21 protein-coding genes are annotated in these 15,382 nt (G+C 65.9%); 11 read left to right on the forward strand and 10 right to left on the reverse strand.

What is annotated here, in order from left to right:
- Positions 1–117 precede the first annotated feature (117 nt).
- The gene (locus tag SSA01S_RS17020) at positions 118–456 is read right to left on the reverse strand and encodes a glycine zipper 2TM domain-containing protein (protein ID WP_058717199.1); all 339 of its coding nucleotides are present in this window, start codon (positions 454–456) and stop codon (positions 118–120) included.
- 165 nt (positions 457–621) lie between these two features.
- On the opposite strand from SSA01S_RS17020, the gene SSA01S_RS17025 reads away from it, so the two are divergent.
- Positions 622–1,665 carry an esterase-like activity of phytase family protein gene (locus SSA01S_RS17025; protein WP_244885700.1) on the forward strand — a complete coding sequence of 348 codons (1,044 nt, stop codon included), beginning with the start codon at positions 622–624 and terminating at the stop codon, positions 1,663–1,665.
- A 100-nt stretch (positions 1,666–1,765) separates the two neighbouring features.
- Here SSA01S_RS17025 and rpmB read toward each other — a convergent pair whose 3' ends face one another.
- A complete protein-coding gene (gene rpmB / locus SSA01S_RS17030) occupies positions 1,766–2,074 on the reverse strand; it encodes a 50S ribosomal protein L28 (RefSeq protein WP_058717201.1) in 309 nt (102 codons plus the stop codon).
- A 161-nt stretch (positions 2,075–2,235) separates the two neighbouring features.
- On the opposite strand from rpmB, the gene SSA01S_RS17035 reads away from it, so the two are divergent.
- The 3 genes from SSA01S_RS17035 to SSA01S_RS17045 all read left to right on the forward strand — a co-directional run bounded on the left by SSA01S_RS17035 (position 2,236) and on the right by SSA01S_RS17045 (position 3,445).
- Positions 2,236–2,448: a hypothetical protein gene (locus tag SSA01S_RS17035; RefSeq protein ID WP_058751054.1), complete on the forward strand. Its 213-nt coding sequence runs from the start codon at positions 2,236–2,238 to the stop codon at positions 2,446–2,448.
- 76 nt (positions 2,449–2,524) lie between these two features.
- Positions 2,525–2,953: a nucleoside deaminase gene (locus SSA01S_RS17040; protein ID WP_061781344.1), complete on the forward strand. Its 429-nt coding sequence runs from the start codon at positions 2,525–2,527 to the stop codon at positions 2,951–2,953.
- Positions 2,954–2,968: 15 nt separating this feature from the next.
- Positions 2,969–3,445, forward strand: coding sequence for an AAA family ATPase (locus SSA01S_RS17045; RefSeq protein ID WP_061781345.1), 477 nt, complete (start codon positions 2,969–2,971; stop codon positions 3,443–3,445).
- Between the two features lie 77 nt (positions 3,446–3,522).
- Here the strand turns inward: SSA01S_RS17045 and SSA01S_RS17050 are convergent, their stop codons facing one another.
- Positions 3,523–4,200, reverse strand: coding sequence for a YiaD family glycine zipper/OmpA-like lipoprotein (locus tag SSA01S_RS17050; protein WP_061781359.1), 678 nt, complete (start codon positions 4,198–4,200; stop codon positions 3,523–3,525).
- Between the two features lie 144 nt (positions 4,201–4,344).
- On the opposite strand from SSA01S_RS17050, the gene SSA01S_RS17055 reads away from it, so the two are divergent.
- Positions 4,345–5,646 (forward strand): hemolysin family protein, encoded by a 1,302-nt coding sequence (locus SSA01S_RS17055; protein WP_061781346.1) that lies wholly within the window; start codon positions 4,345–4,347, stop codon positions 5,644–5,646.
- Here SSA01S_RS17055 and SSA01S_RS19275 read toward each other — a convergent pair.
- From SSA01S_RS19275 to purD, 7 genes are all read right to left on the reverse strand, one after another.
- Entirely contained in the window at positions 5,633–6,088 is a 456-nt protein-coding gene (locus SSA01S_RS19275; RefSeq protein ID WP_082795161.1) for an HD domain-containing protein, read from the reverse strand. The two genes, SSA01S_RS17055 and SSA01S_RS19275, sit on opposite strands and share 14 nt — an antisense overlap.
- The gene (locus SSA01S_RS19660; protein ID WP_061781348.1) at positions 6,075–6,311 is read right to left on the reverse strand and encodes a hypothetical protein; all 237 of its coding nucleotides are present in this window, start codon (positions 6,309–6,311) and stop codon (positions 6,075–6,077) included. Before SSA01S_RS19660 ends, SSA01S_RS19275 begins: the two co-directional genes overlap by 14 nt.
- The gene (locus SSA01S_RS17070) at positions 6,295–7,668 is read right to left on the reverse strand and encodes a PAAR domain-containing protein (RefSeq protein ID WP_240954532.1); all 1,374 of its coding nucleotides are present in this window, start codon (positions 7,666–7,668) and stop codon (positions 6,295–6,297) included. The genes SSA01S_RS19660 and SSA01S_RS17070 overlap by 17 nt, the downstream gene beginning before the upstream one ends.
- 27 nt (positions 7,669–7,695) lie before the next feature.
- Complete coding sequence (locus tag SSA01S_RS17075) at positions 7,696–8,160, reverse strand: DcrB-related protein (protein ID WP_061781350.1); 465 nt, start codon at positions 8,158–8,160, stop codon at positions 7,696–7,698.
- Positions 8,161–8,218: 58 nt separating this feature from the next.
- On the reverse strand, positions 8,219–8,779 hold the full coding sequence (locus SSA01S_RS17080; RefSeq protein ID WP_061781351.1) for a hydrolase: 561 nt from the start codon (positions 8,777–8,779) through the stop codon (positions 8,219–8,221).
- Positions 8,780–8,813: 34 nt separating this feature from the next.
- Positions 8,814–9,521 carry a helix-hairpin-helix domain-containing protein gene (locus SSA01S_RS17085; RefSeq protein WP_061781352.1) on the reverse strand — a complete coding sequence of 236 codons (708 nt, stop codon included), beginning with the start codon at positions 9,519–9,521 and terminating at the stop codon, positions 8,814–8,816.
- 62 nt (positions 9,522–9,583) lie between these two features.
- A complete protein-coding gene (gene purD / locus SSA01S_RS17090) occupies positions 9,584–10,861 on the reverse strand; it encodes a phosphoribosylamine--glycine ligase (RefSeq protein WP_061781353.1) in 1,278 nt (425 codons plus the stop codon).
- Between purD and xseA the strand changes: the two genes are divergently transcribed.
- The 6 genes from xseA to SSA01S_RS17120 form a co-directional block, all read left to right on the forward strand.
- The gene (gene xseA, locus SSA01S_RS17095; protein ID WP_061781354.1) at positions 10,860–12,293 is read left to right on the forward strand and encodes an exodeoxyribonuclease VII large subunit; all 1,434 of its coding nucleotides are present in this window, start codon (positions 10,860–10,862) and stop codon (positions 12,291–12,293) included. The genes purD and xseA overlap by 2 nt on opposite strands.
- Before the next feature lie 15 nt (positions 12,294–12,308).
- Positions 12,309–12,509 carry a DUF2093 domain-containing protein gene (locus SSA01S_RS17100; RefSeq protein WP_058731971.1) on the forward strand — a complete coding sequence of 67 codons (201 nt, stop codon included), beginning with the start codon at positions 12,309–12,311 and terminating at the stop codon, positions 12,507–12,509.
- The gene (locus SSA01S_RS17105) at positions 12,506–13,369 is read left to right on the forward strand and encodes a M23 family metallopeptidase (RefSeq protein ID WP_061781355.1); all 864 of its coding nucleotides are present in this window, start codon (positions 12,506–12,508) and stop codon (positions 13,367–13,369) included. The genes SSA01S_RS17100 and SSA01S_RS17105 overlap by 4 nt, the downstream gene beginning before the upstream one ends.
- A gap of 13 nt (positions 13,370–13,382) precedes the next feature.
- Positions 13,383–14,027, forward strand: coding sequence for a TIGR02466 family protein (locus SSA01S_RS17110; protein ID WP_061781356.1), 645 nt, complete (start codon positions 13,383–13,385; stop codon positions 14,025–14,027).
- On the forward strand, positions 14,024–14,626 hold the full coding sequence (locus SSA01S_RS17115) for a 2OG-Fe(II) oxygenase family protein (RefSeq protein ID WP_061781357.1): 603 nt from the start codon (positions 14,024–14,026) through the stop codon (positions 14,624–14,626). Before SSA01S_RS17110 ends, SSA01S_RS17115 begins: the two co-directional genes overlap by 4 nt.
- Positions 14,623–15,382 (forward strand): 2OG-Fe(II) oxygenase (locus tag SSA01S_RS17120; protein ID WP_240954531.1); only part of this gene is annotated, 760 nt, incomplete at its 3' end. The genes SSA01S_RS17115 and SSA01S_RS17120, both read left to right, overlap by 4 nt.

Consider the following 15,382-nt stretch of genomic DNA (forward strand, 5'->3'; position numbering starts at 1 on the left):
TGTTTCTGACGGCAAGAACGCCGACCTCCGGTGGGAGATCGGCGTTCCGTCCTCGATACGCTACGCGAGAAAACTGGGGCGGGTGGGGCAGATACAGGCTCCGCCCGCCCTAACTGTTTAGCGGCAATAGCCCGGACGGCCCGACCGTTCGATCGCCCGGCCCGCCAGCGCGCCCGCGCCGCCGCCGATCAGCGTGCCCAGCGTGCGGTCGCCATCGGTATCGATGGTCCGGCCCAGCAGGCCGCCCGCCACCGCGCCGACGATCGTGCCGGTGGTGCCCGAACGGCGGCACTTGCTGGCCTGATACTCCGCCCGCGCGCCGTCGTTATAGCCGCGATAATAACGGTCCGAATGATGTGCCCGGCGATAGCGGTGCGCATCCGCAGCGGTGGCGGGCAGGACAGCGCCGCCGATCATCGCCAGGGTGGTCGCCGCCAGGGTCAGGGTCTTCATCATGGTCTCACTCCCGAAACTCGTCTCGATCGACGGTCCCTTCCGTCGTCGTTGATCTGCTTCTGGATGATTCGCGTTGAGCGTTTCCTGAATGTCGCGGTTATCCGCCGTTCAGGTGGAGTATCCCGCAAGCGGGCGCGCCTTGAGAGCGGGCTTGGGGGGGCTGTCGTGCTGCGCCGCAACGCGTATGAGGCGGCCATGCGCGTCCTCCTGCTCTGCTTGCTGATATGGGCCCTGGTGCCGGGATGGGCGGGTGAGCAACGTCTGCCCTTGTTCGAGGGGGCTCCGCCCGTATCAGTGCGCCGGGTCGATCTGAACCCGCATGACCCGGCACAGCGTCGGGTGGGGGCCTTGACCTATCTAGGCGGAATCACCCTGGCGAGCCGGTCGCCTGCCTTTGGCGGCTATTCATCGCTGTATGTGACCGGCGACCGTTTCACGCTGCTCAGCGACGGCGGCAATATCCTGCGCTTTCGCATGGGGGCGGACTGGCGGCCGCAGGGGTGGCGCTTCGACAATCTGCCAGCCGGGCCCTCGATAGGGTGGATGAAGTCGGATCGCGACAGCGAATCGCTGGCGGTCGATCCGCGCACCGGGCAGCTTTGGGTCGGGTTCGAGAATTTCAACCAGATCTGGCGCTATGCCCCCGATTTTGCCCGGGCGGAGGGCCATGTGGCACCACGCGCCATGGAAAACTGGCCCGGCAATGGTGGCGCCGAATCCATGGCCCGGATGCCCGATGGCCGATTCGTGGTCATTTCTGAGGTCGCCGAGGTCGAGCGGCGACTCTGGCGGGGAGGCGAGGCATCACGGCGCGACAGTCGGCAGGGGCTGATTTTCCCCGGCGATCCGCTAAACGGGCACGTCCGACGTTTCGCCTATCGCGTGTCGCCGCATTTCGACGTCGCCGATGCCGCCGCGCTCCCCGACGGATCGCTGGTGGTGGTCGAGCGGCGCTTCCGACTGCCCTATCACTTCTCGAATCGGATTATGCTGGTCCCGGCCGCGCACATCGTGCCCGGTCGCGTGGCGCACGGGCGATTGCTGGTGGAACTCGATTCGCCGTTGATCCACGACAATTTCGAAGGAGTGGCCGTCACGCGCGAAGCGGGCGAGACGATCCTGTGGCTGGTGTCGGACGACAACCAGTCGATCTGGCAGCACAGCTATCTGTTGAAGTTTCGACTCGACCCGGAAGCCGCGGCACGCTGATTCGCTGGGCGACGGTTCTACCTGCCCCGGATGCCCAACGACGAAAACCCGCCGCTCCGGGGAGCGGCGGGCTTCAACCCGTCAACCAGCCTTTCGCGAATTACGCGGCGGCGGCTTCGGTCTTGGCGGCGGCCAGCTTCTTCACGACGTCGCGCTTCAGGCGACGCACGCGCAGCGAAAGCTGTTCGTCCGAGGTCTTGACCAGCCAGTTGTCGAGGCCGCCATTGTGCTCGACCGAGCGCAGGCCGTGGGTCGAAACGCGAAGACGGACACTCTTTTCCAGCGCGTCGGAAATCAGCGTGACGTTCTGCAGGTTCGGCAGGAACGTACGCTTGGTCTTGTTGTTGGCGTGAGAAACGTTGTTCCCCACCTGCCGGCCCTTGCCGGTCAGCTCGCAGATGCGCGACATGATCGTTATCCTGGTTTCAGGCATTGCCCGGAAAGGCCGCGCGGATACCCCGTCCTGGCGGCTTCGTCAACCGATTCCCCATCGGGACACCCATCAAAGCCGTGCAACCGGGCGCTCGGATGCGGCGTTGTTACGGGCACGAACCTTTGGGAGCCAGAGCCATGCGTGCCTTTCTTGTCCTACTCGGCATCGTCCTTCTGCTGGCCGCGGGTGCCATGGCGATGGGCTGGATCAGCATCGACCAGACCCGACCCGCCGTGGTCCAGGCCCCGACCTTCCGCGCCGAAGGGCCCAAGGTGTCGGTCGGCACCACCCAGAAGACCGTCGAAGTGCCGACGGTGACGGTCGAGAAGCCCGCCGATAACGCTCAGTAACACGGCTCGATTCGCCCCCCTTGCCCCCGTCATCGACGCGGGGCAGGGAGGGGCGATGTTCCCGCTCCCAGCCCCGATGCGCGCCGCGCTCGACGTCGCTGCCCAGGCTGCTGCGGCAGGCGAGGTCCCGGTGGGCGCGGTGGTGGTGCGCGATGGAGCGATCATCGCGACGGGCGCCAATGCCCCGCGCCGCCTGCACGATCCGACCGCGCATGCCGAAATTCAGGCGATTCGTGCCGCCGCCAATCTGCTGGGCCGCGACCGGCTGGAGGATTGCGACCTGTGGGTCACGCTGGAGCCCTGTGCCATGTGTGCCGGTGCCATCGCCCATGCCCGAATCGCCCGGCTCTATTATGGGGCCAGCGATCCCAAGGGCGGCGCGGTCGAACATGGCCCGCGCTTCTTCGCACAACCGACCTGCCACCACCGGCCCGATATCTACGCGGGCATCGGAGAAGGCGAGGCGGCCGGTCTGCTCCGCGACTTCTTTACGGCACGGCGTTAACGGAAGCGTCCGGGGATGTCGGCACGTGATCGGATCATCATCAACCCCGACGACTTTCTGGAAACCGAGAACGGGCGGGTTTGGACGGCCGAGCGGAACGAAGCCGCATGGGCATGGTCCTATGCGGCGCTGGAACAGGCCTTGTCGCGCAGCCCCCGGCCTGAGCGGCTCATTCTGGTTTGCGGGATTCAGGGTTCGGGCAAGACCAGTTGGATCGCTTCCCAGCCTGTGTGTCAGGCGACCGTCTACTTCGACGCAGCCCTGCCCGGCATTCGCCACCGGGCTAGGGTCATCGTTATCGCGAAGCGAGCAGGCATACCGATCGAGGCGGTGTGGATCGATACGCCGGTCGCCATGGCCCTGGACCGCAATGCACGCCGCCCCGCTGATCAGATCGTACCGGCGGCCGCCATCCTGTCCGTCGCCCGACAGTTCGAGCCGCCATCACTCGCCGAAGGCTTTGCACGCATCCTTATCCATAAGAGCGGGTAGCGGCTTCTCATAAAGAGAAGGGCCCCGGACGGCATCCCGCCCGAGCCCCTTTCCCACATTTGCGGATCACAGAACGATCAGCGCAGGTCGCCCTCGCGGATCGGGACGATCTTGATCTCGACGCGGCGGTTGGCGGCGCGGCCTTCCTCGGTGTCGTTGGACGCGATCGGCTGCGACTTGCCGAAGCCGCGCGTGCCGATGCGGGCGGGCTGCACCCCGCGGGAGGCCAGATAGTCGGCGACCGACACGGCACGCTGTTCGGACAGGCGCTGATTATACGCATCGCTGCCGGTCGAATCGGTGTGGCCGTACACGTCGATATAGGTCTGCTTATACTGCGACAGGATGTCGGCGACCTGGTCCAGCGTCTGGCGGAACTGCGGCTGCACCTGCGACGAGTTGTACGCGAAGGTGATGCCCGAGGGCAGGTTCAGCAGCAGGTCGTCGCCCTGGCGAACCACCTGCACATCGGTGCCTGCGGTGCGGGCGCGCAGGTCGCGCTCCTGCTTGTCCATATAGGCGCCGATGCCCGCACCGGCGAGGCCGCCGATGCCAGCCCCCAGGATCTTTTCGGTGCGGTCGCGCCGACCGCCGACCAGATCGCCCAGCAGATAACCGCCGACCGCGCCGCCGATGCCGCCGATCGCGGCCTTGGACAGGCGCTGCTGGCCGGTTTCCGGGTCAGTGGTGCAGGCCGAGGTGACGACCAGTGCCGACAGCGCGGCGGCGGTGAGGAACTTCGAGGACAGGCGCATAAACATGATCCTTGTTAATGTTTGACGGCGTCTCGACCCCCGGAACGCCGCGTCGGACCGCCTTGTTCCGCAGGTGAACTGAACGGAACATGACGACGGGAGTTGTCGAAGGCCCTTCCGTCCCGCTATGAGCACCAGACAACAATGGCACCGCTGCCCCCCTTTCCGTGGATCGACGTCCTCATCATCCTCGCGCTTGTCGCGCTGAACGGGGCGTTCGCGATGAGCGAACTGGCGATCGTGTCGTCCAGGCGCGCCCGCTTGGAGGCGATGGCGCGGAGCGGGCGTAGCGGCGCGCAGGCCGCGCTGACCCTGGCCGCCGATCCGGGCAAGTTCCTGTCGACCGTCCAGATCGGTATCACCCTGACCGGCATCATCGCGGGCGCCTATTCCGGCGCCAGCCTGGGTACGCCGACGGCGGCGCGGCTGGAAGCGCTGGGCGTATCGCCCTCGACCGCCGCGACGTTGGGCTTTGCTTTGGTCATCGGGCTGACCACCTATGCCTCGCTGATCCTGGGCGAACTGGTCCCCAAGCAGTTCGCGCTACGCAAGCCCGAGCCGATTGCGGCGTTCGTCGCGGTGCCGATGCGCTGGCTGGCGGTCGGCACCGCGCCGATCGTCTGGGTGCTCGATTCGACCAGCGGCATCATCTTCAAGCTGCTCGGCCTGAACCGCGATAACGAGGATCAGGTGACCGCCGAGGAACTGCACCTGATCGTCGCCGAGGCGTCCAAGTCGGGCGTGATCGAGGAGCATGAACGCTCGATCATCTCGGGCGTCGTCCGCCTGGCCGACCGGCCGGTGCGCGAGGTGATGACACCACGGACCGAGATCGACTGGCTGGACTGCACGCTGGATGACGAAGCGATTCGCGCCAAGCTGCTCGAAAGCCCGCGCACCCGCCTGCCCGTCGGGGAAGGCTCGATCGACGCGGTGGTCGGCGTGGTCCAGGCGCGCGATATCGCCATGGCTCTGTTCCGGGGCGATGCGCTCGACCTCAAGCAGCTGATGCGCAAGGCGCCCGTCGTGATCGACCGGATCGATGCGATGGACGTGCTGCTGGCATTGCGCCAGGCCGAGGTGCCGATGGCGCTGATCCACGACGAATACGGCCATTTCGAGGGGATCGTGACCCCGGCCGACCTGCTGGCCGCGATCGCAGGCGAATTCGCCTCCGACGCCGAACCGGGCGAAGCGCCCTCGGTGGTCGAGCGCGAGGACGGATCGCTGCTGGTGGCGGGCACGATGGCGGCTGACGCGCTGGCCGACCGGCTGGGCATCGACCTGCCCGACGACCGCGACTATGCGACCGTGGCGGGCCTGGCGCTCGCGGTGTTCCGCCACCTGCCTGGCGAGGGCGAGAGCTTCGTCGAACAGGGCTGGCGCTTCGAGGTGGTCGACCTCGACGGGCGGCGGATCGACAAGCTGCTGGTCAGCGCGGCCTAGGGGCGCTCGTCGCGTCAAGTTGCGCGAGTGCGCGTTGATATTTGGCGGCGCGGACTTCGTCCCTTTCGGTCACTACGGGCAGGCGCGACAGGTCAAGATTGTCCAAGATGTCCGCGCGCTTCACGTCTCGTCCGATCGGATTGCGCGCACAGCGCGTGATGAACGCGTCATAATCCTCATCCTCTCGCTTGGTCAGTGCGTCTACAGCTTCGGCGACGAGCATGCCGAAATGATGGGCAATGGTTTCGAGGGGGATACCGCAATCCTCGACCACGTCATGGAGGACGGCCGCGATCCGCCTTGGTTCATCCGGCTGCGTTGCCATTACTCGGAGGGGATGAAGGATATAGGGTGCCCCGGCTTTGTCGAGTTGACCCCGATGCGTATCAACAGCAAGCCGGATTGCGTCGTCTAACGGATTTGCAACGTCAGTACCGTTCATATTCCTCTCTCGTTCCCAACCGACCGCCGATTTGAGCGTCCGTGAAAAGGCGATTGGAATGAACCGTCTCGCTTTCACGCCCGGTGCCCTTGAACCGCCGGAACACCCGGCCGGATGCATTCTCCCAATGAAAGGCGACGTCCTCGAAATTATAAATAAGGTACACGTCCTCACCTTTGCGAAAGGCATCGGACGGCACACCCCTTTCATCGTCCCCTGACATGATCGTAATACTCCATGCTTTCCTGCGCGATGCCCTCCCGAGTCGGGTCAGACGGCGGCAGCGAGCGATAATCCTCGTATAGGGCATGGCCCCGACCGCCGGGGACGCCGACGCGATTGGCAATGTCGTTATAGGTTTCGTCGCCCAGAATCGCACGGGCGTTCGCGGGACTTTCCTTGGCATAGATCATTTCGGGTGAATTTACCTGGATTTCGCCCGTAATACCCGACTGGGTTTTCATCGTGCCATTGATGCCCGAATAACCCAAAGACTCCTGGGACGGCGTGATCTCCTTGATAGTGACGCCACGGTCACGAAGCATCGCAGTGGCGTCGGGAATGCGTTCCTTGGGCACGATGATCGTATTGCGTGCCAAATCCTTGATACGCGATGCGTCGCCATCATAGTCGTTGTTGATCTTTTCCAACGCCCGTGCCTCCGATTTGATCGGTGCCTTGGCAACGCGGCCGCCAACCTTTGTCGCGATGTCATCGGCGATGCCGTCAATCTCCTGTTTGGCGGCGGGTGCGCGCTGCATCATTTCGGCTAGGTCGCGCTCAGTCTGGGGACGTGTGTCGTCGGCGATAGCCAGATTGCGCCCAACCTTGGCCAATTTGGGACCGGCCACGACCATTCCCATGCCCACTAGGCCCTGCAACAGGTCGCGATAGCCGGGGCCGATGGCATCTCCGATCATGCCGACGCCTTCCATCCCGGCAAAGCCCAGCAACCCGACCGCAGCGAAGCTGCCAAATGCTGCCGCACCTGCCATAGCGGCGAACACCCCGCCGCCTACCAGCGCGCCGACGCCAAGAATCTGAAGTCCGGTGCGCGTCCAAGATTCGAGGTCGAAGATGAAACCGGTGCGAATCGTCTCTCCGCCGATAATGACATTGGGCGAAGCTGTCTTGATATGTGCACCGCACGTCAGCATCGACTTGAGGCGCGAAGCTGGCTGGCCGTTGATGAGTACCGTGGCCGAGCCTTCCCGGACCAAGATTGATCCGAACCATGGCGGATGGTTGAGCGGCAGACCGGTGCATCCTGACGCACTGGAAAATTCGGCACATATCGCGGCCCGGCTGTTCACGAAGACGTTGTGCGAGCCGATCGCCAAGGTGCCTGTGGTAGGTTCCGGCAGGTCGAAGATCGTCTCCAAACCGGACACGATCTGGTCCCCCGCCAAGCCACCACCCGCGACGGCACCTGCGATCACGACGCCGGCCAGTCCGCCCGTGAGGCTGATCGCGGTCACGACGGCGACCCCTGCCGCCACGCCGACCAGCGCCCCGCCCACCATTCCCATCATACCAAAGCCATGCGCGATCTCGTCTTCGACGCGGGCTGCGGGCTCCATCACCATGGTATCACAACAGTCCGGTCATTATGGCCGTGGAAAATTGGGTGAAGCCGGAGGCGGATCGAACACGATACTGGCCATCACTCGCCGCCATTCATCTTCGTAAAAGCCGATCGCGGCGGGTGGCGCGGTGAGCGTACAAATGACGGCCATGAATCCACGGTCATAATAAATCTGACGCAACTGCATGGCGCGTCCATCTTTCTCGAACTGGAATTCCAGCCAAGCCGCATCGCATTCATTGGCTTGGAATAATTCGCGACGCAGTTCGCGATAGCGCGGTAGAGCGCGGCTGACCTTTCCAGCTTGCTCGTCAAAATATTCGGAAAATGACCTAACACCTTTGCTTGTATCCTTGGTCAGGACAAAGCTTGCATCATTGTCGCTGCCGGGCGCCGCAGGCAAACGAAACGCAATTATCGATTGATCCTGCCAATGGCTTGGAACATCGAACACGGCAACGCTGGTGCGATAAGACGACATCGCCATTATTCATGAATGGCATAGGCCGTTTTTACAAGACCATACCATGACAAACGGGCCACCGTTACACCCGCAAATGTATATCCTGCGACACCACGACCCGCGAGATCAGCGGGAGGATGTGTTCGATAGTGAAGGCGTGCAGTTCGGTCGAGCGCGAGGCGCAGGCGTCCTCGGCGATGACCACGTCATAGGACAGTTCCCAAGCCGAACGCGCGGTCGATTCGACGCCCATGTTCGTCGCAATGCCCGCGATCACCACCGTGCGCACGCCGCGCCGCCGGAGCTGCAGGTCCAGGTCGGTGCCGGTGAAGGCGCCCCAATGATGCTTGAGCACGACGATATCGCTAGGCTGCCGCAGGTCTGGGACCAGTTCGCTGAACTCGGGCGGGGTGCCCTCTGCGGGCAGGCTGGGCCGGTCGACCGTCTGGCTGGGCATCGTGTCGGACGTGAAGCCGACATGGACCAGCACGACTGGCGCGCCCGCCGCGCGGAAGCGGTCGGCCAGCGCCTTGCCCGTCGCCACCACCTCCCCGCCCGAGCGGGGCCCCTCGGCACGCGGCACGATGCCCTGTTGCAGGTCGATGAGGATCAGCGCGGTGGTTCGGGGATCGAGCGTCGTCATCGTGCCTCAACCGGTCAGGACAAGCGCCGTTCCGTCAAAGCCGACCGAACACCGCCTCGAACCCGGCGCGGTCGCCCGCCGCCAGCAGCCGGGCCTGTTCCAGCCAGCGGTCGCGCGCCATGCGGCCCGAAAAGGCCCCAAGCTGCGCGTCGAGCGCCTGGGCCTGCGTTTCGCTGAGCGCGGCCATGTCGCCGACCGTGGTGATGCCATGTTCGGCCAGCTTCTGGGTCAGCTTGGGGCCCAGGCCCTTGAGCAGCGTGATCGGCTGATCCTCGGGCCGGGTCGCATCGGCCGGGGCGGCGGAGGCTTCGGCGGCGGGGCTGGCGGCCATTGGTGCGGCGGCGGCGACTGGTTCGTCGTTCAGCGGTTCCTCGACCACCGCCGTTTCCTCGGGCGTCGCGGGGGCGGGCATGACCGGAGGCGGAGGGGCCGCCAGAGTCGGAACCGGTGCGGGTGACGGTGCGGGCGCTGGTGCTGATTGTGGGGCTTCCGGGCGTTCGGTCAGCGACGCCTCGCTGAGCGGCGCGCTATCGGGCTGGCGGACCGACAGCCCGGCCTCCTGCGCATTCTCCTCCACCTGGCGCGCGGCATGGGTGCGGCGATGCTTGAGGCGCATCCCGATCAGGATGACGGCAATCGCCGCCACCGCGACGATCGCGAGCAGGATGAAATGAATGGTCGTGATCGTGGCCACGCCGTCGGGGATCAGGCTTTCCGCCGTTGCTGCGGTCGTGTCGTTCATGGCGTTACCCTATTGTTCCCCACATTGTCCGCAAGCCCCGATCGCGAGCCCAATCGATCGGATCAGGCCGGAGTTCCCGCTTCGCGTGCGATCTCGCGCCAGCCGATGTCGCGGCGGCAGAAACCATCGGGGAAGCGGATGGCGTCGACCGCACGATAGGCGGCGGCCTGCGCCTCGCCGACCGTGGCGGCGCTGGCGGTGACGGCCAGTACGCGGCCGCCGCTGGCGACCAGCTGCTCGCCCTGCATCTTCGTGCCAGCCTGGAATACCACCGCGCCGGTCGCCTCGGCAGCGTCGATCGCATCGATGGCGCCGCCCGCCTTGGGCGTGCCGGGATAACCCGCCGCCGCCATCACGACGGTCAGCGCGGGGGCCTGCGAGAAGGCGGGCGCAGGGATTTCGGCCAGCCGCCCCTCGGCCACTGCCAGCATCACCGCCAGCAGGTCACCTTGGAAGCGCAGCATCAGCACCTGGCATTCGGGATCGCCGAACCGGGCGTTATATTCGATCAGCTTGGGGCCCTGCGCCGTCAGCATCAGCCCGGCATAGAGCACGCCGGAGAAGGGCGTCCCCTCGGCGCGCAGCGTGTCGACCGTAGGCCGCACGATCCGGTCGATCGCCTGTTGCTCCAGCTCGGGAGTCAGGACGCGCGCGGGGCTGTAGGCGCCCATGCCGCCGGTATTGGGGCCGGTATCGCCGTCGCCGACCCGCTTGTGGTCCTGGGCCGAGCCGAAGGGCAGGAGCGCCTCGCCATCGGTCAGGACGAACAGGCTCGCCTCTTCACCCTCCAGGAATTCCTCGATAACGACTTCGGCACCCGGCACCGAGAAGAGGTCGGTGATCGCGCCCTCGGCCTCGGCCTTGGTGAAGGCAACGGTCACGCCCTTGCCCGCCGCCAGGCCATCGGCCTTGATGACGACGGGCAGGCCGAAGGTGGTCGCCAGCGCGGCTTGCGCCTCCGCCAGCGTGTTCACACGGACATAACCGGCGGTCGGGATGTCGGCCCGGCGGCACAGATCCTTGGTGAAGCCCTTCGAGCCCTCCAGCTGTGCGGCGGCCTTGCTCGGCCCGAACACCGGAATGCCCTCGGCGCGAAGCGAATCGGCCAGGCCATCGACCAGCGGCGCTTCGGGGCCGACCACGACCAGGCCGATGGCGTGATCCTTCACGAACGTCACGACGGCGGCGTGATCGGTCGCGTTCAGGCCGACACAGGTCGCATGCGCGGCGATACCGGGGTTGCCGGGCGCGGCGTAGAGCGTATCTAACCCGTTCGACTGTGCCAGCTTCCATGCCAGCGCATGTTCGCGGCCACCCGATCCCAGCAGCAGGACGTTCATGCCCGATCCTTATCCCTATGACGACAGTGCGAGGCTGGTAGCCGAGGAGATCGCCGGCGACAACGCGCTCGCGCTGTCGGTGGGCGAACTCAGCCTGAAGCTGAAGCGGATGGTGGAGGGCGAGTTCGGCCATGTCCGCCTGCGCGGCGAGATTTCGGGCTATAAGCGCGCCACCTCGGGCCATGTCTATATGAGCCTGAAGGACGAGAATGCGGTCATCGACGCGGTGATGTGGAAGGGCGCGGCGAATACCCTTCCTTTCCAGCCGCAGGACGGGGTGGAGGTGATCGCCACCGGCCGCCTGACGACCTTCCCTGGCCGGTCGAAATACCAGATCGTCGTCGAGCGGATGGAGCTGGCGGGGGCGGGCGCGCTGATGGCGCTGCTCGAAAAGCTGAAGGCCAAGCTGGCGGGCGAGGGGCTGTTCGACCGCGATCGGAAGAAAGCGCTTCCCTTCATGCCGCCGGTGATCGGCGTCGTCACCTCGCCGACCGGCGCGGTGATCCGCGACATTCTCCACCGGCTGGAGGATCGCTGCCCGACCCATGTCATCGTCTGGCCGGTCAAGGTGCAAGGCGAGGGCTCGGCCAAGGAGATTGCCGCCGCCATTCGGGGCTTCGATGCGATCGCGCCTGGCGGCCCGGTGCCGCGCCCGGACCTGGTGATCGTCGCGCGCGGTGGCGGCTCGATCGAGGATCTCTGGTCGTTCAACGAGGAGATTGTCGTGCGTGCGGTCGCCGAATGCTCCATCCCGATCATCTCGGCGGTCGGGCATGAAACCGATACGACTTTGTGCGACTATGCCGCCGACCTGCGTGCACCCACGCCCACGGCGGCGGCGGAGATTGCGGTGCCGGTGCTCGCGGATATCCGCCTGACCGTCGCCGCCCATGGCCAGCGCGCCGAGCGCTGCGCACGCCGCTATGTCGAGCGGGGGCGCGAGCGGTTGGGCGCGATGGCGCGGCTTTTGCCCAAGCGGGACCAACTGCTGGGCCCGCAGCGCCAGCGCGCCGACGAGGCAGGCGCGCGGCTCGATCGCGGGCTGGAGCGCCGGGTAACGCTGGCGCGCGGCGGGCTGGACCGGGCGGGCGCGGCGCTCCGTCCCGCGATCCTGGAGCGGCAGGTGGAGCGCGGGCGCGACCGGCTGGCCTCGACCTGGCGGCTGGTCCAGTCGCTCAACCCCGACCGTATCCTGGAGCGCGGCTATGCCCGGATCACTGCGCGGCCTGGCGGCGAGACCCTGTCCTCGGCGGAGGCGGCGAAGGCGGCCGATACGCTGACCCTGCGTTTCCGCGACGGCACGGTCGATGTCGCGGTCGAGGGCGGCGGGGGGAGGACCGGGGTTGAGCCCCCAGCCCCCAAAACCTATGACAAGCCCAAGCGGGAGCCCCAGCCGAAATCGGGCAAGCCGGATCAGCCGACGCTCCTCTGACCCGAAAGTAGTATCATGCTGATGTCGAATACCGATCGCCCCGCGCGGCTCCACTATCTGGCCAATGGCTTTCGGGTCCTGTCGCCGGGCGATCATGTCGTCTGCGCGGTGACCGGGCGGCGCATCCCGCTCGAAGACCTGAAATATTGGAGTGCCGAACGGCAGGAAGCCTATGCCGACGCGCACGCCACCGCGCAGGTGCTGAGCCCGCAATGAGGATAGGGGGCGTGGTCGCCGGGCTGCTGCTGACCGCAGGCGTCGTGTCCGGCGGTCAGGCCGCGATGCAGGGGCCAGCGCCGGTCGCGTCGCCGTCCTCGACTCCCTCCTTCCGCTGGACCGGCGAGCTGAGTCAGGGCGGACTGATCCGGGGGCAGGCACCCAGCGGCGCGGTGTCGGCCACGCTGGACGGAGAGCCGCTGGCGCTCGCCCCGGACGGGACCTTCCTGGCGGGTTTCGACCGCGATGCCGGGCCGTCGGCCGAACTGGTCGCAAGCTTTGCCGACGGCCGCCTGGTTCGCCAGGCCCTGACCATCGCGCCACGTGCCTGGCGGATCGAGCGGCTGGACCGTCTGCCCAAATATCCCGTCCCCGACCCCGAATTCCAGCGGCTGCGCCCTCCCGAGCTGGCGCAGATCCGCGCCGCCCGCGCCCAAGTCACCGACGCCACCGGCTGGCGCCAGGCGCTGCAATGGCCGGCGACGGGCCGCATCTCCGGCCTGTTCGGGGCGCAGCGCGTCTATCGCGGCGAGCCGGGCAGCTATCATTCGGGCACCGACATCGCCGCTACCACCGGCACCATCGTCCGCGCCCCCGCCGATGGCGTGGTCATCCTGGCGGCCGAAAGCCCCTTCACGCTGGAGGGGCATCTCCTGATGCTCGACCACGGCCAGGGGCTGAACAGCGCGTTCCTCCATTTGTCGCGCATCGACGTCCATGTCGGCGATCATGTCCGCCAAGGCCAGCCGATCGGCGCGGTCGGCGCCACGGGCCGCGCCACCGGCCCGCACCTCCACTGGAGCCTGCAATGGAAGGGCCGCAAGCTCGACCCGCTGCTGGTGACCGGGTCGATGCCCTGAGGGTGAGGAGGAAATGAGTGCCAAGCTCCATTCGTTATTCACGACGCCGGTGGCGGTCGTGCCGGTCGCCGATGCAGCGGCGCTCAACTCAGAGCTGAAGGCGGTGATCACTGCCCGCCGCCGCGTGGAAGCCGGGGTTCAAAGGTCGAACATCGGTGGCTGGCAGTCCGAAATCGATATGCTCGATTGGGGCGGCGAGGCAGCCCGTCGTCTCGCGGCGCTGGTCACCCAGGCGTGTGACGCGTGGACGACGTCCGTGGACGACGACCGCTCCGTTGTCTGGCGGCCCGAAATATGGGCCAATGTCAATGTTCACGGCAGTTCCAACCAGACACACTGGCATCCCGGTTCCTATCTCTCCTTCGTTTATTATGTCGATGACGGTTATGCGGGATCGTCCGACAAGGCATTGGGCGGCGAAATCGTCTTCATCGATCCGCGTATGCCCTTTTTGCGCATGCGTACCCCTGCCTTGCGTCATCGCGGTGCGGGTGGGCAGACGGCCGAGCAGGAAACCTGGGTGCGGCCGTTCAGCGGACTTCTGATCGGCTTCCCGTCCTTTCTTGGGCACTCGGTGCGGGCCTATCTTGGTCGGAGCGAGCGGATATCCATCGCCATCAACATGGTCGCGCGGCGCGCACCCGGAGCGAATCCATGATGCAGGTGGAGCAGCTGTTCGGCACGCCGCTGATTGCCGACGACTTGCCGGTATCCCCCGAACTGGCTGCCTTGCCCGGCGCCCTTTTTGCGGCCGGACGCTCTGATGTCGGCCGTTCCATGAATTTGGGGACGGGGCGCTGGGCAGCGGCACCGTGGCCGATCGCGGCCTCGGGCGCGATCGGCCACATGTTGGCGCTGGCCAACCGGGCCACGCAGGATATCCGCGCGCCTCAGCAGGCGCCGGATTGGACCGTCGCGCTGTCGATTCATGTCGCTCGGGCCCCTATGCCGGTGCCGCCTCACTACGATGCATTCTGGACCGCGCTATACATCCTCCGCCCGAGCGAGGGCGGTGGCGACAGGCTGGAGATACAGGACCCCAGGCTACCCATGACGATGGGAGAGGACCCCAATCTTCGCCTGCGCGCGATCGGTGCGAAGACGCCATCCTTTTACCAGCCGACTGTGGATATCGCCGTAACGCGAGGAATGATGTTTCTCTTCCCCTCCTGGCTCGATGTCCGATACGTCTCAGGTCAAGCCGAGGGAGCGGGGTACGCCTTTTTGCAGGCAGGCCTGATCGCACCCCTGGCATGATCCGCGACGAAGCAGGGGTGGGAATGCAGTCGATGGCAAACGCACAAGCCGACTTCGTTCTGAATCGGGCACTTGATACCGACCGGCTGGCCCAAATTTTCCGAACTCATGGGCGCATTCGCATCGTGGATTTCCTGGAAAATCCGGAAATCCTTGCCGACCATCTGGCGGGCCGTGATGACTGGTTGCAGGTCCTCAATGCGAAGGACCGCATCTTCGAGCTGAGCCGGGAAACCCGGAAGGGATTTTCCCACGAGAAACGGACAGCGCTGAACGCCGCCGTTTACGAAGACGCGAAGCACGGGTTTCAGTTCCGCTTCGAGAGCCTGCGCGTATCCGACGACTGCGACGTTCGTGCGCAGGTCGACGATCCGCTTAACCGCTTTGCTCAATGGATGGGCAGCGCGCCGGTGCTCGAATTTCTCGGGCGCGTCACAGATATGGCCGACTTAAACTTCGCGGATGCGCAAGCCACGCGTTTCGACGCCGGTGATTTTCTGACCGGGCATGACGATAAGGTGGAGGGCAAGTATCGCCGTGCCGCCTATGTTCTGGGGCTGACGCCGCAATGGCGGCCGGAATGGGGTGGTTTGCTGATGTATCATGGACCCGAGGGAGGCGAGGCGGTCGCCCTGCCACCGGCGTATAATACCCTCGATATCTTTGCGATTCCCGTGCCCCACAGCGTGTCTTTCGTCACGCCCTTCGCGGGCGCATCCCGCATTTCCGTAACCGGTTGGTTGAGGGCGTTGCCAT

The sequence above is a fragment of the Sphingomonas sanguinis NBRC 13937 genome, assembly GCF_001591005.1.
Classification (GTDB): domain Bacteria; phylum Pseudomonadota; class Alphaproteobacteria; order Sphingomonadales; family Sphingomonadaceae; genus Sphingomonas; species Sphingomonas sanguinis.